Origin of the sequence: Rhodoferax sp. U11-2br (genome assembly GCF_018619435.1) — a bacterium.
Taxonomy (GTDB): domain Bacteria; phylum Pseudomonadota; class Gammaproteobacteria; order Burkholderiales; family Burkholderiaceae_C; genus Rhodoferax.
Window position 1 is genome coordinate 1 of the sequence record NZ_JAHFZF010000038.1, and the last position, 19,016, is coordinate 19,016.

A 19,016-nucleotide genomic window follows, 5' to 3' on the forward strand; every position below is an offset into this window, starting at 1 on the left:
CTACACCTGCATCCCCGTCTCATCCATGATTGTGCTTTTTTTTTTTAAAATAGCGCGCCCCCCCCGAAAATCACCACCCGGCTTATCGTCGGCAGCGTCGGTTGTGAATAGAGACAGCACAAAAACTGCCCAGCGGAAACAGGGTCTGGGCACGCACCGTGGGTAGCGGGTGCAGGCCACGCTGGCCCGGTAAACAGGCCAGTTGCACCCGCGCCTGCGACAGCGGCGCAAGATCGGTATACACCCACTGCCGGCTGCCCTGGATGGCCAGCGCCAGGGCCGGTCGAGTGCGCTGGCTGGAGTTCAGCAGCTGGATGTCAAATATGGCTCTGGCCCCCGCAAATACTGGCTCAGGTGTTATCAAATTCATGGTGATGCCACGCAGGTTGGCGTGGCTCACATGCATCGCCACTAATGAACAACCGGCCAGCAAAAAGGTTAGGAGGTAACCCAGGTTGAGCTGGTAGTTGATGGAGGCCAGTAACAACACCAGCAGCGTGGCGCCCAGCATCCAGCCTGCGCGGGTGGGCAAGATGTAGACCGTGCGCTGGGTCAGGGTCACGCTGTCAGATGCTGGCAAACGGGCCTGCCACCAGCGCTCAAAGCGTGCCCGCAGCGACGCGACTGGATTCCAGACCAGTGCACCCGTGGCGCTTGGACGGCCAGGCCACCAGGTGCGTTGCCTGATGCGGGAGGCCTTTGAGGTGCTTCGGGCGGGAGCCATTCAGGTGTCGCTACCGGCCTTCAGGCCAGAGCACCCGTGGAACTGGCTTGGCCAGGCCAATGGGTGCGCACCCTTGAGGGGGAGGCGCCAAAGGCGCTTCCGGGGGAAGTGATCATGGCAGGGGCACCGCGTCCAGCAGAGCCTGAACCTGCGCGCGTGCGCCGCGGCCCGCATCAGACGTTGGAACCAGCCGGTGCGCGATGGTTTGCGGCAGGATGGCGCGCACATCGTCGGGTGCCACATAGTCGCGCCCGCTCAACAGGGCGCGTGCCTTGGCCGCGCGGACCACCGCAATGCCGGCGCGTGGGCTCAGGCCCTGCACAAACCAGCGGCCAGAGCGGGTGGCAGCCAGCAGGTCTTGCACATAGTCCAACAAGGGCTCGCTGGTGTGCACCGCCAGCACCTGGTTTTGCAACAACAGCAACTCGGCCGGGCTCAGCAGGCTGGGCAGGGCTTCGACCAGCTGGCGCCGGTCAGCCCCACCGAGCAACTGGCGCTCGGCCTCGCGGCTCGGGTAACCCAGCGAGAGACACATCAGGAACCGATCCAGCTGCGACTCTGGCAGGGCGTAGGTGCCCACCTGGTCCATCGGGTTTTGTGTGGCGATGACAAAAAAAGGTGAGGGCAGGGGTCGGGTCTGGCCGTCGATGCTGACCTGTTTTTCCTCCATCGCCTCCAACAAGGCGCTCTGGGTCTTTGGGCTGGCGCGGTTGATCTCGTCGGCCAGCAGCACCTGGGTAAACAGCGGGCCGGGGTGGAACACAAACGCTTCCTGGCTGCGCTCGAACACCGAGACCCCGAGCAGGTCGCTGGGCATCAGGTCGGAGGTGAACTGCACCCGCGAAAACTGCAAGCCAAAGGTGCGCGCCAGTGCGTGCGCCAGGGTGGTTTTTCCGACCCCCGGAACGTCTTCAATCAGCAGGTGTCCCCCTGCCAGCAGACACGCCACACAATCTTGTGTTTGGTCAAATTTGCCCACGATCACCGTGTTAAGCTGGTTGACCAGGGCTGTAAGCTTAGCTTGTATATCCATCAGGTAACCTTACCAAAAAAATCATTCCAGGAGACAAACCTGTATGTCAATGACCGGATACTTTACTCACCCGAGTTTTCGCAAGCATGAAATGGGTCCGGGTCACCCGGAATGTCCTGAACGTTTGGATGCCATTGATGACCGGCTGTTGATCAGCGGGCTGGATGTGGCGCTGGACCGGCGCGAAGCCACCCCGGCCTCCACCTCCGACATTGAACTGGCCCATGGCCGCATGTATGTCGCCGCCATTCGCGGGCTCAACGCCGAGCTCAAGGAAGACATCGCTGCCGGTGGTGCCGACCACCTGCAGATCGACCCCGACACCAGCATCAACATCCACACCTGGACGGCGGCCCTGCATGCAGTGGGTGCGGCCACCGACGCGGTCGACGCGGTGCTGGCCGGTGAGATGAACACCGCCTTTTGTGCGGTGCGCCCGCCCGGGCACCACGCCTGCCGCGACAAAGCCGGTGGTTTCTGCTTTTTCAACAACGTTGCGATTGCCGCCAAATACGCGCTGGAGCGGCACAACCTGCAGCGCGTGGCGATAGTGGACTTTGATGTGCACCATGGCAATGGCACCGAGGACATCGTCAAAGGGGATGACCGGATTCTGATGGTGAGTTTTTACCAGCACCCGTTTTACCCGCTAGGCTGGGAGCACTCGAGTGCGCCCAACCTGGTCAACCTGCCGGTGCCGGCCTACACCAAGGGCATGGAGATCCGCGAAATGATCGAAGGCGCCTGGATGCCGCGTCTGGAAGAGTTTCAGCCCGAGCTGATCCTGATCAGTGCCGGGTTTGATGCCCACCGCGAGGACGACATGGGCCAGCTTGGTCTGGTGGAAAACGACTACGCCTGGATCACCAGCCGCATCATGGATGTGGCACACCGTTATGCACAGGGGCGGGTCATCAGCTGCCTGGAAGGGGGGTATGTGATGAGTTCGCTGGCTCGCAGCGTGGAGGCGCATATTCGGGTGATGGCCGATGTCTGAGGTACAACCCGACGACCTGCAAGCCTGGCTGGAGGCGATCGTACAGACCCGCACCCTGATTGAACTGGCGGTGCTGCTCGGCTGTGCCTTGCTGGCCTGGCTGCTGGCCAACCTGGCCGCCCGGGCCTTTGTGGGCCGCGACGCCAACAGCATCACTTTTGGTCGGCGCATTGTGGACGGTGTGTTGTTCCCGGCGCTATGGCTGGCCCTGGCCTATCTGGCGCGCCAGCTGCTGAGTCACTCGCTGCCGCTGGCGGCGTTCAAGATTGCGATACCGGTGCTGCTGTCGCTGCTGGTGATCCGCCTGGGGGTCAAGGTGCTGCAGGCGGCGTTTAACGAAACCCCCTTGATCCGTTTTCTGGAGCGCACCATCTCCTGGGTGGCCTGGCTGGCCATGGTGCTCTGGGTTAGTGGTTTGTTGCCGGTGGTGATGGAAGAGCTCGACCAGATCAGTTGGAAGGTCGGCTCCAGCCAGTTGTCGGTGCGCAAGATCATTGAGGGGTCCCTCACCGCCGGTCTGGTGCTGATCATCACCTTGTGGATTTCGTCGGCACTGGAGTCCAAGCTGTTGCGCCATGTCACCGGTGGTGAGCTGAGCCTGCGCAAGGCCTTCAGCAATGCGGCCAAGGCGCTGCTGATGTTTGTCGGGCTGCTGCTGGCGATGTCGGCGGTGGGCATCGACATGTCGGCGCTGTCGGTGCTTGGTGGTGCGGTGGGGGTGGGCATCGGTTTTGGCCTGCAGAAGCTGGCCGCCAATTACGTGTCGGGTTTTGTCATTCTGGCTGAGCGCAGCATGCGTATTGGTGACACGGTGCAGGTCGACAACTTCAGCGGCATCATCACCGAAATCAATGCGCGTTACACCGTGATCCGTTCGCTCAGTGGCCGCGAGTCGATTGTGCCCAACGAGATGCTGATCACCAGCCGGGTCGAAAACCTGTCGCTGGCCGACCCCAAGGTCTGGCAGTCCACCACGGTGTCGGTGGGTTACGAGAGTGATGTGGACCTGGTTTCGCGGCTCTTGCTGCAGGCGGCGTCCCAGCAGGAGCGGGTGCTGCAGGAGCCCGGCCCGGCGGTGGCGCTGATGAACTTTGGCGCCGACGGGCTGGAGTTCCGCCTGGGCTACTGGATTCGCGACCCCGAAAACGGCAGCGACAATCTGCGCTCCTTGATCAATCTGGCGATTTTGCAGCTACTGCGCGAGAACCGGGTCGAAATTCCTTTCCCACAACGTGTCATTCATCAACGCACCGCTTGAGCACAAGCCAAGCAGTGGGTATACTAAAAAAGAACGGTCGTTCTATTATTGGTTTTTTGGCGGATTGTCTGTGGTTTGACCAGGCTGGCTGGTACGCCCGCATAAAATGCCCAGGTTGACGTGCACGTCAATGGAATTGATCGGTGCACGGTGTGTTTTGCCATTCATTTTTACTTTGGAGAGACGTTTTTATGAAAGTCCTGGTCGCAGTCAAACGCGTGGTGGACTACAACGTGAAGGTCCGGGTCAAGTCGGACAACACCGGTGTAGATATTGCCAACGTCAAAATGAGCATGAACCCGTTTGACGAGATTGCCATCGAAGAAGCGGTGCGTCTCAAAGAAAAGGGTGTGGCCACCGAAATCATCGCGGTGTCTTGTGGTGTCACCCAGTGCCAGGAAACCCTGCGCACCGCCATGGCCATTGGTGCCGACCGGGCCATCCTGGTGGAAACTGCTGCCGAGTTGCAGCCTTTGGCGGTGGCCAAGATCCTCAAGGCGATTGTGGACAAGGAACAACCCGGCTTGGTGATCCTGGGCAAACAAGCCATCGACGACGATTGCAACCAGACTGGCCAGATGCTCGCGGCCCTGGCCGATCTGCCCCAAGTCACCTGCGCCAGCAAGATTGAAGTGACGGACGGCAAGGCCAGCATCACCCGTGAAATCGATGGTGGTTCTGAAATCCTCAGTGTCACTTTGCCTGCTGTCATGACGGCTGACCTGCGCCTCAACGAGCCGCGTTATGTCACCCTGCCCAACATCATGAAGGCCAAGAAAAAGCCGCTCGACATCATCAAGGTGGAAGACCTTGGTGTGGATGTGGCGCCACGCATCAAGACCCTCAAAGTCTCCGAGCCGCCCAAACGCAGCGCCGGCATCAAGGTGCCTGACGTGGCCACGCTGGTCGCCAAACTCAAAACCGAAGCCAAGGTCATCTGACCCAGCGCCTGAGCCCACAGATTGAAGGAAGACACATGAGCTCTCTTGTTATTGCCGAACACGACAACACCCATCTCAAGCCCGCCACCTTGAACACCATCACCGCAGCCAGCCAGCTCGGTGGTGAGGTGCATGTGCTGGTGGCCGGCGCCAATGCCGCTGCTGTGGCTAATGCTGCAGCCCAGGTGGCTGGTGTGGCCAAGGTGATCCACATCGATGCCGACAGCCTGGCCCATGGTGTGGCTGAAAACGTCACGGCCCAGGTGGTGGCGCTGGCGTCCAGCTACAGCCACATTCTGTTTGCAGCCACCGCATCGGGCAAAAACATCGCCCCACGCGTGGCTGCCAAGCTCGATGTGGGCCAGATTACTGACCTGAGCAAGGTGATCAGCCCCAACACCTTCGAGCGCCCGATTTACGCTGGCAATGCCATTGCCACCGTGCAGAGCCTGGACACGATCAAGGTGATCACCGTGCGTACCACGGCTTTTGATGCTGCAGCCCATTCAGCACAAGGGCCGGTAGCTATTGAAACGGTAGCTGCTGTGGCTGTCACCGCTGGCAGCACCTACCTGGGCAGTGAAATCGCCAAGAACGACCGCCCCGAACTCACCGCCGCCAAGGTCATCGTCAGTGGTGGCCGCGCCCTGGGTTCTCAGGAAAAGTTCAACGAAGTGATGGTGCCGCTGGCCGACAAGCTAGGTGCCGCCATTGGTGCCAGCCGCGCTGCGGTGGATGCCGGGTACGCGCCCAACGACTGGCAAGTGGGCCAGACCGGCAAGATCGTCGCTCCCCAGCTCTACATTGCTGCGGGCATCAGCGGTGCCATCCAGCATTTGGCCGGTATGAAGGACAGCAAGGTGATTGTGGCCATCAACAAGGACCCCGAGGCACCGATCTTCAGTGTGGCCGACTACGGGCTCGAAGCGGACCTGTTTGCCGCCGTGCCAGAACTGGTCGCCGCCCTGTAAGGCGAATCGGTGACCAGGGCATCCATGTGATGCCCTTTTTTTTCGCCAGAGCATGGGCACTGGCGCACTCAAGCCTCAAAAAAACCAGGAGACAAGCATGAGTTATTCCGCCCCTCTCAAAGACATGTTGTTCAACATCCGCTACCTGGCGGGTATTGATCAGATCGCGCAGTTGCCGGGCATGGAGGATGCTGGCTTCGAGACTGCCCAGGCGGTGCTCGAAGAAGCCGCCAAATTCAATGAAACTGTGCTGTCACCCCTGAACTGGGTCGGTGACCAGAACCCCACCAGCTGGAAAGACGGTGTGGTCACCGCCACGCCCGGCTTCAAGGAGGCGTTCACAGCCTACACCGAAGCCGGTTGGCAGGGCCTGCAGCACCCGGTGGCCTACGGCGGCCAGGGTCTGCCCAAAACCATCGGTTCGGCCGTGGGTGAAATGCAGAACTCAGCCAACATGAGTTTTGCGCTGTTGCCGCTGCTCTCCGACGGCGCTATCGAGGCGCTGCTGACAGCAGGCTCCAGTGAACTCAATGCCATCTATCTCGACAAACTGGTCAGCGGTTTGTGGACTGGCACCATGAACCTGACCGAGCCACAGGCTGGCAGCGACCTGGCTGCGGTGCGCACCAAAGCCGAACCCGAGCCCGATGGCAGTTACAAGATCGCGGGCACCAAAATTTTCATTACTTGGGGCGAACACGACCTGGCCGAGAACATCGTGCATCTGGTGTTGGCACGTGTGAACGGCGCGCCCGCTGGCGTCAAAGGCATCAGCCTGTTTGTGGTTCCCAAGTTTTTGGTCAAAACCGACGGCTCGCTCGGTGCACGCAATGATGTGGGCTGTGTCAGTATCGAGCACAAATTAGGCATCAAGGCCAGCCCGACCTGTGTGCTGCAGTTTGGGGACGCGGGTGGTGCCGTGGGGTATCTGGTCGGGCAGGAAAACCGGGGCCTGGAGTACATGTTCATCATGATGAACGCCGCCCGCTACGGTGTCGGGGTGCAGGGTATTGCGATTGCGCAGATGGCCTACCAGAAGGCGGTGGAGTTCGCCCGGGAGCGCATCCAGAGCCGCCCGGTGGATGGCTCCTTGCCAGCTGCTGGCCCGATCATTCACCACCCCGATGTCAAACGCATGCTGATGACCATGCGTGCCTACACCGAGGGCTGCCGCGCCTTGGCGAGTGTGGCCGCAGCCGCCTATGACGCGGCGCACCACCATCCGGATGCCCAGACGCGGGAGCAAAACGAGACCTTCTACGAGTTCATGGTGCCGTTGATCAAAGGCTTTTCCACCGAGATGAGCCAGGAGGTCACTTCGCTGGGTGTGCAGGTGCATGGTGGCATGGGCTTCATCGAGGAAACCGGCTGCGCCCAGTACTACCGCGACTCGAAGATTTTGACCATCTACGAAGGCACCACCGCGATCCAGGCCAATGACCTGGTCGGTCGCAAAACCGCGCGTGATGGTGGCCAGACCGCCAAGGCGCTCGCCGCTCAGATCGCCCATACCGAAGCTGACCTGACAGCCAGCGGCACACCTGACGCTCTGGTCATGGCCAAGCGATTGGCGGCGGCCCGCCTGGCCTTCATCGAGGTGGTGGACTTTGTGTCGGGCAACACCAAGGCGCACCCCAATGCGGTGTTTGCCGGTAGCGTGCCCTACCTGATGCTGGCGGGCAACCTGATGGCGGGTTGGCAGATGGGCCGTGCCCTGCTGGTGGCGCAAGAGGCGCTGGCACGGCATGAAGACGTGGCCTTCATGCGGGCCAAGATCGCCGTCGCCCGCTTCTACGCCGACCACATCCTGACCAAGGTGCCGGGCCTGCGTGACAGCATTGTGGACGGTGCGACCAGCGTGACCGCACTGGCGCTGGACGCGTTTTGAGCCGCTGGTCAGACTCGGCCCTGCGCTGGGTCTTTGGTGCGCTGTTGGCCTGCTTGGCTGCGACCTCGGCCATGGCACAGGACGGACTGGTGGTCCTGAGCTCGCGTGGTGATGTGGGCATCAGTTACTGGTGGATGCCGCGTGACGGTGCCGTGGCCACGGTGCTGTTGTTTGCGGGTGGTCATGGTGGTATCGGGCTCAAGGACGGTGTTCCCCAGTCGGGCAACTTTCTGATCCGCACGCGCGACGATTTCGCGCGTGCTGGCTTCAATGTTGCCCTGGTTGGCAACCCGGATGACGCCAGACAAATGACACCGGCGTTTCGCCGCTCTGCCGAACACCAGGTCGATGTGCGCGCCATCTTGGATGACATTGGCATGCGCAGCGCTGCACCGGTGTGGCTGGTCGGCACCAGCCAGGGCACCCTCAGCGCGGCGGCCAATGGCGTGGCACTGGGCGCCCGGATTGCCGGTGTGGTGTTGAGCTCCACCGTCACCGGATCACAGCCGGGTGGCTCCGTGGCCGACATCGCGCTGGAGGACATCACGGTGCCTGTTCTGATCTTCCAGCACAAGCACGACGCCTGCCGCATCACCCCACCCGCTGCGGCGCAGCGTTTGATCAGCCGCCTGGTGCAGGCACCGGTCAAACAGTACATCGAAGTCGACGGCAGCACCGAACCCCGCAGCGGCCCCTGCGAGGCCTTTCACTACCACGGTTATGTCGGCATGGAAGCCCAGGCGGTGGACCAGATCAGCCGCTGGATCAAGAACCCAAGTCACTGACCCGCTGTGGGTCATTCAGAAAAGTCATCCTATGTCCAGACTACCCACGCCCCTTGACCGTTTGCCCTTCCCGGTGATTGGCTCACCACTGTTCATCATCAGCAACCCGCAACTGGTGATCGCCCAGTGCATCGCTGGTGTGGTGGGCAGCATGCCAGCGCTCAATGCCCGGCCTGCCGAGCAGTTGGAGGACTGGCTGATCGAGATCACCGAAGCCTTGGCGGCCCACAACCAGGCGCACCTGGAGCAACCCGCCGCACCCTTTGCCATCAACCAGATCGTGCACAAAAGCAATGAGCGGCTTGAGCACGACATGGCGCTGTGTGTCAAATACAAGGTGCCGATCATCATCACCAGCTTGGGCGCACGTGAAGACATCAATGCCGCCGCCCACAGTTACGGTGGCGTGGTGTTGCACGATGTGATCAACAACAAACACGCACACAAAGCCATCGAGAAAGGTGCCGATGGGCTGATTGCAGTGGCCGCCGGGGCCGGTGGGCACGCTGGGGTCAAAAGCCCGTTTGCCTTGGTGCAGGAAATCCGCCAGTGGTTTGACGGTCCGCTGGTGCTCAGTGGGTCGATTGCCAGCGGGGGCGCGGTGCTGGCGGCACAAGCTTGTGGGGCGGACTTTGCCTATATCGGCTCGGCCTTCATCGCCACCCACGAGGCGCGTGCGTCAGAGGCTTACAAACAGGCGATTGTGGCCAGCAACTCTGACGACATTGTCTACAGCAACCTGTTCACCGGTGTGCACGGTAACTACCTGGCGCCCAGCATCCGCGCCGCCGGACTGGACCCTGAGCACTTGCCCGAGAGCGACCCGAGCGCCATGAACTTTGGCGGTGACAAGGCCAAAGCCTGGAAAGACATCTGGGGCTGTGGCCAAGGCATCGGCGCCATCAGCCAGGTGCAGAGCACGGCTGATTTTGTGGCGCAGCTCAAGCGCGAGTACGCGGCAGCACGTGAGCATTTGCTGGGTCTTGTGTAAGAAATAGGCCTCTAGCCCTTTCTTGAAAAGGACTGATAGCTATTTTTACCGTAGCAAGTGAATGGCCTGATGTGTTCAGGTGGGCCAGGTGGATCCGGCCTCTGGCACCAGGGCGCGCCAGCCCAGTTCGTGTTTGATACGGGCGCGCAGGGTGTCGGCCGGGCCCGCTTCACCGTGCACGATGTAGACCTGATCGGGCGCCTGCGGCATCGTGCGCAGCCAACTGATGAGCTGGTTGGCATCCGCGTGGGCCGAGGCCGATTGCAGCTGCACCACCTCCGCATTCACGACCACATCGCGGCCATGGATACGCACGGTTTTTGCACCGCTGGCAAAGCTGGCACCCCGGGTGCCGGGCGCCTGGTAACCGGTCAGGATGACCATGTTGCGGTGGTCGCCCGCGTAGTGCGCCAGGTGGTGCAACACCCGCCCGCCAGTGGCCATGCCGCTGGCCGACAGGATCACCATCGGCCCGTGACGACTGGCCAAGGCACGCGACTCGTCGGTGCTGTTGACCATGGTGGCGCCATGGGTCAGGGCGCGGCTGTCTTGCTGACTCAGGCGGTGTTCACCGAGATGCGCCTCAAACAAATGGGTGGTGTGCACCGCCATCGGGCTGTCCAGAAACACCGGCAACGAGCTTGGCAAATCACCCCGAAGTTTGAGCAGATGGATGGCGTGTAACAGCGCCTGGGCGCGGCCCACCGCAAAAACCGGCACCACAGCCACACCACCGCGTTTGGCCACACGTTGCAGCGGTGCTGCCAGTTCGGCCAGCATGTCTTCTACCGGGTGGGTGCGGTCACCGTAGGTGGATTCGATCAGCACTGTATCGGCCTGTGGTGCCTCGTCCGGTGGGCTCATGATCAGGTCGTCCGGGCGGCCCAGATCGCCCGAGAACAAAATGCGTCGACCGGCCACTTCCAGCAGGATGCTGCTGGCACCCAGGATATGGCCTGCGGCAGAGAAGGTGGCCTTCCAGCCAGGGATCGGGTTGAAGGGTCGACCAAAGTCATGGGTCTTGATGTGCGGTAGGGCGTCCAGCGCGTCCTGCCGGGTGTACAGGGGCAGGGCGGTCTCGTGTTTGGAGAGTTTGTGGCGGTTGGCAAACTCGGCGTCCTCTTCCTGGATGTGGCCACTGTCGGGCAGCAGGATCTTGCACAGGTCGCGCGTGCCGGGGGTGGCGTAAATCGGTCCGGAAAATCCTTCCTTGACCAGCAACGGCAGGTAACCACTGTGGTCCAGGTGCGCGTGGGTGAGCAACACCGCGTTGATCTGGTCCGGTGCTACCGGCAGCGGGTTCCAGTTGCGCAAACGCAGCTGTTTGTAGCCCTGGAACAGGCCGCAGTCCACCAGCAGGGCTTTGCCGTCGTGGCGTACCAGGTATTTGGAGCCGGTCACGGTACCGGCGCCGCCGAGAAAGCTGATAGTGACAGACATGGCTGAGGCTCCTGAGGGATGTGTTGTATGGTGTTGGCGAAAAAAAACCACGCAGTTTTTGAAAGAACTGTGTGGCTTTTCTATAGCAGGGATAGGCTCCCGGTGGGTCAGGCCTGGATCAGCTGAAGAAACTCTTCAAGCGGTCGGTCCAACTGTCACCGGTGGGTGAGTGTTTGCTGCCGCCCTTTTTCAGAGACTCATCGAGCTCACGCAGCAGCTTGCGTTGGTGTTCGGTGAGTTTGACCGGGGTTTCGATCAGGATGTGGCAATACAGGTCACCGGGGTAGCTTGAGCGCACACCCTTGATGCCCTTGCCGCGCAGCCGGAACTGTTTGCCGGTTTGAGTGCCTTCGGGGATATCGATGGCAGCCTTGCCAGCCAAGGTGGGCACATCAATTTCACCACCGAGGGTGGCGGTGACGATGCTGATCGGCACCGAGCAATGCAGGTCGTCGCCGTCGCGCTCAAAAATGTCGTGTTTCTTGAGGCGGATCTCGATGTACAGGTCACCCGGCGGGCCACCATTGGTGCCGGGTTCCCCATTGCCCGCGCTGCGGATGCGCATGCCGCCGTCGATACCGGCCGGGATTTTGACTTCGAGTGTTTTTTGTTTCTTGATCTTGCCTTGGCCATGGCAGGCTGGGCAGGGTTCGGGAATGACCTTGCCGGTGCCACGGCAGGTCGGGCAGGTCTGCTGCACGCTGAAGAAGCCTTGCCGCATCTGCACCGACCCGGTGCCAGCACAGGTGCCGCAGGACTTGACCTGGGTGCCTGGTTTGGCGCCAGTGCCGTGGCAGCTGTCGCAGTTGTCCCAGCTGGGGATGCGGATTTGGGCATCCTTGCCCTTGGCCGCTTCTTCCAGCGTCACTTCCATGGCGTAGCTCAGGTCGCTGCCCCGATAGACCTGGCGGCCACCACCGGCACGACCGCGTTGCTGGCCGAACATGTCGCCAAAAATGTCCCCAAAGGCTTCGGCAAACCCACCATAGGCTTCAGCACCGCCTGCGCCACCGCGCATGTTCGGGTCTACACCGGCAAAGCCGTGCTGGTCGTAGGCCGCCCGTTTTTGCGGGTCCGACAGCATCTCGTAGGCTTCTTTGGATTCCTTGAATTTTTCCTCGGCCACTTTGGCGGAGTCACCCTGGTTGCGGTCAGGGTGGTGCTTCATCGCGTGTTTGCGATAAGCCTTCTTGATCTCGTCGTCTGTGGCGTTTTTGGGAACACCCAGAACCTCGTAGTAATCTCTTTTTGACATGGTCTACTCGTGCCTGGTTTCAATACAAACGCCGCGTTGCTCCCTTGCGGTGATCAACGCGGCGCGTGCTGCCTGTGTCAACAACAGTGTTGAAGTGCCAAGCGTTTAGGGCTTCTTGACTTCTTTCACTTCGGCGTCAACCACATTGTCGTCTTGCGCTGCGCTGCCACCTTGGGGTGCGGCCTGCTCGGCTGCGCCATCGGGTTGCGCCGCAGCGGCTTCCTTGGCTTGCATGTCAGCATACATTTTTTCGCCGAGTTTCTGGCTCACCGTCATCAGGGCCGTGCTCTTTTCTTCGATGGTCGCCTTGTTGTCACCTTTGAGGGCTTCTTCCAGGTCTTTCACCGCAGCTTCGATTTTTTCCTTCTCAGCGGCGTCGATCTTGTCGCCGTACTCGGTCAGGCTCTTCTTGACGCTGTGCATGCTGGCTTCGGCGGTATTGCGGGCTTGTACCAGCTCGAGTTTTTTCTTGTCGTCGGCGGCATTGAGCTCGGCATCTTTCACCATTTGCTGGATTTCGGCTTCGGACAGACCCGAGTTGGCCTTGATGGTGATCTTGTTTTCCTTGCCGGTGCCTTTGTCCTTGGCGCCCACGTGCAAAATGCCGTTGGCGTCGATGTCAAACGACACTTCAATCTGGGGCAAACCACGTGGTGAGGGCGGGATGCCTTCGAGGTTGAACTCACCCAGCAGCTTGTTGCCAGCCGCAATTTCGCGTTCACCCTGGAACACCTTGATGGTCACGGCAGGCTGGTTGTCGTCGGCGGTCGAGAAGGTTTGGGCAAACTTGGTCGGGATCGTGGTGTTCTTGGCGATCATCTTGGTCATCACGCCACCCAGGGTTTCAATACCCAGGGACAGCGGCGTCACGTCCAGCAACAACACGTCGGTGCGGTCGCCCGACAACACCTGGCCCTGAATGGCCGCACCCACGGCGACAGCTTCGTCAGGGTTCACGTCTTTGCGTGGTTCGCGGCCAAACAGCTCTTTGACCTTTTCCTGCACTTTGGGCATACGTGTCATACCGCCGACCAGGATCACGTCATGGATGTCGGCTGCGCTCACGCCAGCGTCTTTCAGGGCGGTGCGGCAGGGGGCAATGGTGCGTTCGACCAGTTCTTCTACCAGCGACTCAAGCTTGGCGCGAGTCAGCTTGATGTTCAGGTGTTTCGGACCAGAGGCGTCAGCGGTGACATACGGCAGGTTGATGTCGGTCTGGGCGCTGCTGGAGAGCTCGATTTTGGCCTTTTCAGCGGCTTCTTTCAGGCGTTGCAGGGCGAGCACATCCTTGCCCAAGTCCACGCCTTGTTCCTTCTTGAACTCGGCAATGATGAAGTCGATGATGCGTTGGTCAAAGTCTTCACCACCCAGGAAGGTGTCGCCGTTGGTGGACAGCACTTCAAACTGCTTTTCACCATCGACGTCAGCGATTTCGATGATGGAAATGTCAAAGGTACCACCACCCAGGTCATACACCGCAATCTTGCGGTCGCCTTTTTCGTTTTTGTCCAGGCCAAACGCCAGGGCAGCTGCGGTGGGTTCGTTGATGATGCGTTTGACTTCCAGGCCGGCAATGCGACCCGCATCCTTGGTGGCTTGACGCTGGGCGTCGTTGAAGTAGGCGGGCACGGTGATCACCGCTTCGGTGACGGCTTCGCCGAGGTAGTCTTCAGCTGTCTTCTTCATCTTGCGCAACACATCGGCGCTGATTTGTTGGGGCGCCATGCGGTTGCCACGCACTTCCACCCAGGCATCACCGTTGTCAGCAGCAGCGATTTTGTAGGGCATCAGGTCGATGTCCTTTTGCACTTCTTTTTCGGTGAACTTGCGACCAATCAGGCGCTTGACCGCGTACAGCGTGTTGCGTGGGTTGGTCACCGCCTGGCGCTTGGCCGAAGCACCGACCAGCACTTCGCCGTCTTCCTGGTAGGCGATGATCGACGGTGTGGTGCGCGCACCTTCGGCGTTTTCAATCACTTTGGGCGTATTGCCTTCCATGATGGCGACGCAGCTGTTGGTGGTGCCCAGATCGATGCCGATGATTCTTCCCATGGTGAACTCCTAAATAGACAGATGTTTATAACTTGTGGACAGCCTGATTGATTTCAAGCTGGAGGATTGGCTTATTTCGGTGCAGAAACCGTGACCAAAGCCGGGCGCAACACACGCTCAGAGATCAGATAACCCTTTTGCAGCACGGTCACCACCGAGTTGGCTTCGTGCTCGGACGGCACCACACTGATGGCCTGGTGCTGGTGGGGGTCGAATTTGCTACCCGGTTCCGGGTTGACTGCCACCACTTTGTTACGTTCGAGCGCCGAAAGCAGTTGCCGCAAGGTGGCTTGAGCACCTTCACGAATCTGCTCCAGCTTGGCGTCTTTGATGGCCAGACCAGCTTCCAGACTGTCGATCACCGGCAGCAAGCTGTCGGCAAAACCTTCCAGAGCGAATTTGCGTGACTTGGCGACTTCGTCCTCGGCGCGGCGGCGGGCGTTCTCCACATCAGCCTTGGCACGCAGGTACTGGTCGGCAAGTTCGGCGCTTTTGGCTTGCAAATCAGCCAGATCGGCCTGGCATTTGGCCAGGACCTCGGATTCGTAGTTGGCCAGAGTTTCCTGGATGTTTTGCCCATCCACTGCGGCAGCTGGGGCAGCGGAATGGTCCGCAGAAGTAGGTTGAGGTGTTGTGTCAGACATGCGGTGAGGCGGGTTTTGTATGAACGATGCTGTGAGATGGTGGTGCCGTTTGTGATTTCAAGAGCAGTACCCACAATATTTTTGGGTCAATGCCTGTTGACACCAGGATGGCATCTCACCAATAAAAACGGGCACCTGTCTCAGGTGCCCGGAGTCAGCCAAACGGAGATGCTCAGGACAGCTTGAGCAATTCAACTTCAAATTTGAGGGTGGCGTTCGGCGGGATCACACCACCCGCACCGCGTGCACCATAACCCAGGCCTGGAGGAATGATCAGAGTGCGGGTACCGCCCACTTGCATACCCGCCACACCTTCGTCCCAGCCACGGATGACAGAGCCAGCACCCAGGTTGAAGACAAAAGGCGTGCCCCGGTCCTTGCTGGAGTCGAACTTGGTGCCTTGGACACCTTCCTGGAACAGCCAGCCGGTGTAGTGGACCGTCACGCGTTGGCCGTCGGTGGCAACATCACCAACACCGGTGATGCTGTCTTCGTATTGGAGTCCTGATGGGGTTGTGATCATAAGAAGCAGAGATGAAATAAGTGGACTTGACTGAAAACAACTGTTTTCAGGCTTTCTTTTTGGCTTGGGTGGAGACCCATTTGGTGGCAAAGGCAGACAGATCACCCATACGCTTGAGCAGATCGGCACCCAAAGGCGTCACCAGATAACCGCTGCTGCCGTGGTCGAGCAGGCCAGCTTCACGCATTTCCTTGATCCGTGTGTTCAGTGTGTTGGGGGTGATGCCGCCGACGCTGTCTTGCAGCAGCCGAAAAGTCTGGGGGTGGCCGTCTTTTAGTGCCCAAAGCACACGAATGGCATAACGTGATTCAAGCAGGCTTAACAGCTGGCCAATGGCAGCGGTTTCTTTTGTACTCATGGGACATCTCCTTTGGACATGAAATTTCTGCCAAGGGCATCACTGCAGTGTGGTGTGCGAACCCAGACCTGCCCTTTTGTGTCGGCGCGAAAAGTGGACTATATCGCAAATTGCCGAATTGCTACATGTTTTGTAGCTTGGGAACATCAGTTGTCAGCACAAAATTCATGTACAGTTGAAAAAGTGCCACTTTTTACCAGATCGGTCCGGAAGCTTTGGCACGCTTGTCTTGACGGGTCAAACACCTTTTAGAGTCATTCTTATGATCATCAACTTTGAGCAGATTCACAACTATTTTGAGCCTGTTGTGTTTGAGGCGGTGGCCAAAATGTCTGGCTCTCACCCTGACTTCAGCGCCGATATGCTGGCCGATGTGGCCTGTGTAGCGCTCAACCGACTGCCCGCGCGTTATTTGCGTCACGACGTCGACATGATGTTTTACCTGACCGAGCCGGAGCGCCGCGCCATGGAAGATTCATTGCAAGAAGCACTGAGTTTTGCCTTTGGTTTTGTGAACGACCGCTCGGGTGGGCAAAACAGCGCTGTTTAAGCCGGTCGGTGGGGGTTGCCGCCGTTGACAGCCCAGGCGATTGGGGATAATCCGGCATCTTGAAAAAACGCACCTCACAACTTCCCGAAGTCAACTTCTCTGACGACGACAACATTCGGCACCTGCATCTGGGCAGCGAATGGATTCAGGGCTCCATGTATCTGGAAGACACCATCGGATTGGTGCATGAGTACGTGCAGCGCATGATGGCTTGGTTGCTGTTTGTCGATCCAGAGACGGTGACAGACCGCCAAGCCATGCAACTGGGCCTGGGCGCGGGCTCCTTGACCAAGTTTTGCGCCAAGGAATTGCGCATCAAAACCACGGCCATTGAACTCAACCCACAAGTTCTCGCCATGTGTCGCACCCATTTCAAATTGCCTGCCGACAGCCCGACGATGCGGGTGGTACTGGCCGATGCTGCTCAGGAAATACTCAATCCCAAGTGGTGGGGCACGGTGGACGCCTTGCAGGTGGACCTCTACGACCGCGAGGCCGCCGCACCAGTGCTGGACAGCCTGCCGTTCTACAACCACTGCCGCCGTTTGTTGACGCCCGAGGGTTGCATGACGGTCAACCTGTTTGGCCGCGCCTCGAGTTTTGAGCGCAGTGTCGAAAAAATGTCGGCAGCCTTTGGCAAAGAGGCCATCTGGGCGTTCAAACCCACGCGTGAGGGCAACACCGTGGTGCTGGCACAACATACCCCCACACGGCCCAAACGCGAGGTCTTGATGGCACGTGCTGCCATCATCGAGGCGCGTTGGGGGCTGCCCGCCGCCAAATGGGTGCGGGTGTTCAAGCCGATGTTGTCATGACCCCCGCGCCGTCTGCCAAACACCGCGCTGAGGCCCACACGGGTCCGTTGGACTGGCGCAGTCTGGTGTCCTGGCTCAAGGCGGATGGCACCATCTCGGCGCAGGAGGCCCAGCGCATCCACACCCGCTGCGCCCAGGCCGAAAGCGTGCAGCATCCCTTGTTGCGTCTGGCCAGCGTGGCGGTGCATCGGGCCGCAGACGACAAGCCGATGGACCTGGAGTCGCTGACCCAGTGGCTGGCCGGTCATGTGAAACTGGCCTATCTGCGTATTGACCCACTCAAGGTGGATGTGGGCAAGGTGGCCGACACCATGAGTCCGGCTTACGCCGAGCGCCACAAAATCTTGCCAGTGCAGGTCAGTGCCCACGAGATTGTGGTGGCCACGGCAGAGCCTTTCATGACCGACTGGGTCGGCGAGGTCGAACGCCAGGCACGGCGCAGCGTGCGCCGTGTGGTGGCGAACCCGCAGGACATCCACCGCTACACGGTGGAATTTTTTGCCCTGGCCAAGTCGGTACGCGCCGCGGCCAAGTCGGGCGCCAATGTGGGCTCCAGTTTTGAGCAATTGGTTGAACTCGGCAAAAGCAACAAACAGCTCGACGCCAACGACCAGAGTGTGGTGCAGGTGGTGGATTGGTTGTGGCAATACGCGTTTGACCAGCGCGCCAGTGACATCCACTTGGAGCCCCGGCGCGAGCAAGGTGTGATCCGTTTCCGCATCGACGGTGTGTTGCACCCGGTCTACCAGATGCCGATGGGCGTGCTCACCGCGATGACCGCACGCATCAAGCTGCTCAGCCGTATGGACGTGGTGGAAAAACGCCGACCGCAGGATGGCCGCATCAAGACCCGCAACCCCGGCGGGGCCGAGGTCGAGATGCGGATTTCGACCCTGCCCACCGCTTTTGGTGAAAAGATGGTGATGCGGATTTTTGACCCGGAGACCACGGTCAAGGAGCTGGACGCGCTGGGTTTCTCCAAACACGATGCCGAGCGCTGGGAAGCGCTGGTCAAGCGCCCCAACGGCATCATTTTGGTGACTGGCCCGACCGGCTCGGGCAAAACCACCACGCTGTATTCCACCCTCAAGCGCGTGGCCACTGAAGAGGTCAACGTGAGCACCGTGGAAGACCCGATCGAGATGATCGAGGCCTCGTTCAACCAGACCCAGGTGCAGATCCAGCTCGACTTTGGCTTCCCCGAAGGCCTTCGGGCCTTGATGCGCCAGGACCCTGACATCATCATGGTCGGTGAAATCCGCGATCAGGCTACCGCCGAGATGGCTGTGCAGGCGGCGCTGACCGGGCACCTGGTGTTCTCCACCCTACACACCAATGACGCACCGTCTGCCATCACCCGGCTGATGGAGCTGGGTGTGCCCGCGTATCTGATCAACGCCACGCTGCTGGGTGTGCTGGCGCAACGGCTGGTGCGCACCCTGTGCCCGCTGTGCAAGGCGCCCGATCCTGGAGCCTCGCGCGAGACGCTGGAGCTGGCGGTCAAGCCCTGGCAGCTCAGTGGCAGTTACAAGCCGTTCAAGCCGGTGGGTTGTGTCGATTGCCGTATGACGGGTTTTCGCGGGCGCATGGGTTTGTATGAGTTGCTGGTGGTGTCGGAGGCCTTCAGGTCCCAGATCAACCGTGAGCCCAACGCCGATGCGCTCAAGCGCCAGGCTATCAGTGATGGCATGCGCCCGCTGCGGCTGGCGGGGGCTTTGCGGGTCGCGGAAGGCTTGACGGTGCTGGAGGAAGTCTTGTCCAGCACACCGTCGCCAGAGTATTAAATTCACA

General features: G+C 60.2%; 18 protein-coding genes. 10 read left to right on the plus strand and 8 right to left on the minus strand.

The window, feature by feature from the left end; translation table 11 throughout:
* Nucleotides 1–82 precede the first annotated feature (82 nt).
* Together KKO72_RS18435 and KKO72_RS18440 are read right to left on the minus strand one after the other, a co-directional pair.
* Nucleotides 83–724 (minus strand): hypothetical protein, encoded by a 642-nt coding sequence (locus KKO72_RS18435; protein ID WP_214942488.1) that lies wholly within the window; start codon nucleotides 722–724, stop codon nucleotides 83–85.
* A gap of 112 nt (nucleotides 725–836) precedes the next feature.
* Nucleotides 837–1,757, minus strand: coding sequence for a MoxR family ATPase (locus tag KKO72_RS18440; RefSeq protein ID WP_214942493.1), 921 nt, complete (start codon nucleotides 1,755–1,757; stop codon nucleotides 837–839).
* Between the two features lie 43 nt (nucleotides 1,758–1,800).
* On the opposite strand from KKO72_RS18440, the gene KKO72_RS18445 reads away from it, so the two are divergent.
* The 7 genes from KKO72_RS18445 to KKO72_RS18475 all read left to right on the plus strand — a co-directional run bounded on the left by KKO72_RS18445 (nucleotide 1,801) and on the right by KKO72_RS18475 (nucleotide 9,588).
* On the plus strand, nucleotides 1,801–2,754 hold the full coding sequence (locus KKO72_RS18445) for a histone deacetylase family protein (RefSeq protein WP_214942496.1): 954 nt from the start codon (nucleotides 1,801–1,803) through the stop codon (nucleotides 2,752–2,754).
* Complete coding sequence (locus KKO72_RS18450) at nucleotides 2,747–4,012, plus strand: mechanosensitive ion channel family protein (protein WP_214942498.1); 1,266 nt, start codon at nucleotides 2,747–2,749, stop codon at nucleotides 4,010–4,012. The genes KKO72_RS18445 and KKO72_RS18450 overlap by 8 nt, the downstream gene beginning before the upstream one ends.
* Before the next feature lie 191 nt (nucleotides 4,013–4,203).
* Nucleotides 4,204–4,953 carry an electron transfer flavoprotein subunit beta/FixA family protein gene (locus KKO72_RS18455; protein WP_214942501.1) on the plus strand — a complete coding sequence of 250 codons (750 nt, stop codon included), beginning with the start codon at nucleotides 4,204–4,206 and terminating at the stop codon, nucleotides 4,951–4,953.
* A gap of 35 nt (nucleotides 4,954–4,988) precedes the next feature.
* The gene (locus tag KKO72_RS18460; protein WP_214942504.1) at nucleotides 4,989–5,924 is read left to right on the plus strand and encodes an electron transfer flavoprotein subunit alpha/FixB family protein; all 936 of its coding nucleotides are present in this window, start codon (nucleotides 4,989–4,991) and stop codon (nucleotides 5,922–5,924) included.
* A gap of 97 nt (nucleotides 5,925–6,021) precedes the next feature.
* Complete coding sequence (locus tag KKO72_RS18465) at nucleotides 6,022–7,812, plus strand: acyl-CoA dehydrogenase (RefSeq protein ID WP_214942507.1); 1,791 nt, start codon at nucleotides 6,022–6,024, stop codon at nucleotides 7,810–7,812.
* Nucleotides 7,809–8,597, plus strand: a complete 789-nt coding sequence (locus tag KKO72_RS18470; protein ID WP_214942510.1) for an alpha/beta hydrolase — start codon at nucleotides 7,809–7,811, stop codon at nucleotides 8,595–8,597. The genes KKO72_RS18465 and KKO72_RS18470 overlap by 4 nt, the downstream gene beginning before the upstream one ends.
* Nucleotides 8,598–8,628: 31 nt before the next feature.
* Nucleotides 8,629–9,588, plus strand: coding sequence for a nitronate monooxygenase family protein (locus KKO72_RS18475; RefSeq protein ID WP_214942513.1), 960 nt, complete (start codon nucleotides 8,629–8,631; stop codon nucleotides 9,586–9,588).
* A 75-nt stretch (nucleotides 9,589–9,663) separates the two neighbouring features.
* On the opposite strand, the gene KKO72_RS18480 is transcribed toward KKO72_RS18475, so the two are convergent.
* From KKO72_RS18480 to KKO72_RS18505, 6 genes are all read right to left on the minus strand, one after another.
* Nucleotides 9,664–11,028 carry an MBL fold metallo-hydrolase gene (locus tag KKO72_RS18480; protein ID WP_214942516.1) on the minus strand — a complete coding sequence of 455 codons (1,365 nt, stop codon included), beginning with the start codon at nucleotides 11,026–11,028 and terminating at the stop codon, nucleotides 9,664–9,666.
* Between the two features lie 118 nt (nucleotides 11,029–11,146).
* Nucleotides 11,147–12,283 carry a molecular chaperone DnaJ gene (gene dnaJ / locus KKO72_RS18485; RefSeq protein WP_214942519.1) on the minus strand — a complete coding sequence of 379 codons (1,137 nt, stop codon included), beginning with the start codon at nucleotides 12,281–12,283 and terminating at the stop codon, nucleotides 11,147–11,149.
* Nucleotides 12,284–12,388: 105 nt separating this feature from the next.
* Entirely contained in the window at nucleotides 12,389–14,335 is a 1,947-nt protein-coding gene (gene dnaK / locus KKO72_RS18490; protein ID WP_214942522.1) for a molecular chaperone DnaK, read from the minus strand.
* Between the two features lie 71 nt (nucleotides 14,336–14,406).
* On the minus strand, nucleotides 14,407–14,979 hold the full coding sequence (grpE, locus tag KKO72_RS18495; RefSeq protein ID WP_214942525.1) for a nucleotide exchange factor GrpE: 573 nt from the start codon (nucleotides 14,977–14,979) through the stop codon (nucleotides 14,407–14,409).
* 172 nt (nucleotides 14,980–15,151) lie between these two features.
* The gene (locus KKO72_RS18500; RefSeq protein ID WP_214942529.1) at nucleotides 15,152–15,502 is read right to left on the minus strand and encodes an FKBP-type peptidyl-prolyl cis-trans isomerase; all 351 of its coding nucleotides are present in this window, start codon (nucleotides 15,500–15,502) and stop codon (nucleotides 15,152–15,154) included.
* A gap of 46 nt (nucleotides 15,503–15,548) precedes the next feature.
* Nucleotides 15,549–15,860 carry a helix-turn-helix domain-containing protein gene (locus KKO72_RS18505; RefSeq protein WP_078365806.1) on the minus strand — a complete coding sequence of 104 codons (312 nt, stop codon included), beginning with the start codon at nucleotides 15,858–15,860 and terminating at the stop codon, nucleotides 15,549–15,551.
* Between the two features lie 262 nt (nucleotides 15,861–16,122).
* Between KKO72_RS18505 and KKO72_RS18510 the strand changes: the two genes are divergently transcribed.
* From KKO72_RS18510 to KKO72_RS18520, 3 genes are read left to right on the plus strand one after another with little or no spacing between them, the layout of a single operon-like run.
* On the plus strand, nucleotides 16,123–16,410 hold the full coding sequence (locus tag KKO72_RS18510; protein WP_214942532.1) for a late competence development ComFB family protein: 288 nt from the start codon (nucleotides 16,123–16,125) through the stop codon (nucleotides 16,408–16,410).
* Between the two features lie 56 nt (nucleotides 16,411–16,466).
* Complete coding sequence (locus KKO72_RS18515) at nucleotides 16,467–17,225, plus strand: spermidine synthase (protein ID WP_214942601.1); 759 nt, start codon at nucleotides 16,467–16,469, stop codon at nucleotides 17,223–17,225.
* Nucleotides 17,222–19,009 carry a GspE/PulE family protein gene (locus KKO72_RS18520; RefSeq protein ID WP_214942535.1) on the plus strand — a complete coding sequence of 596 codons (1,788 nt, stop codon included), beginning with the start codon at nucleotides 17,222–17,224 and terminating at the stop codon, nucleotides 19,007–19,009. The genes KKO72_RS18515 and KKO72_RS18520 overlap by 4 nt, the downstream gene beginning before the upstream one ends.
* Nucleotides 19,010–19,016: the final 7 nt, after the last annotated feature.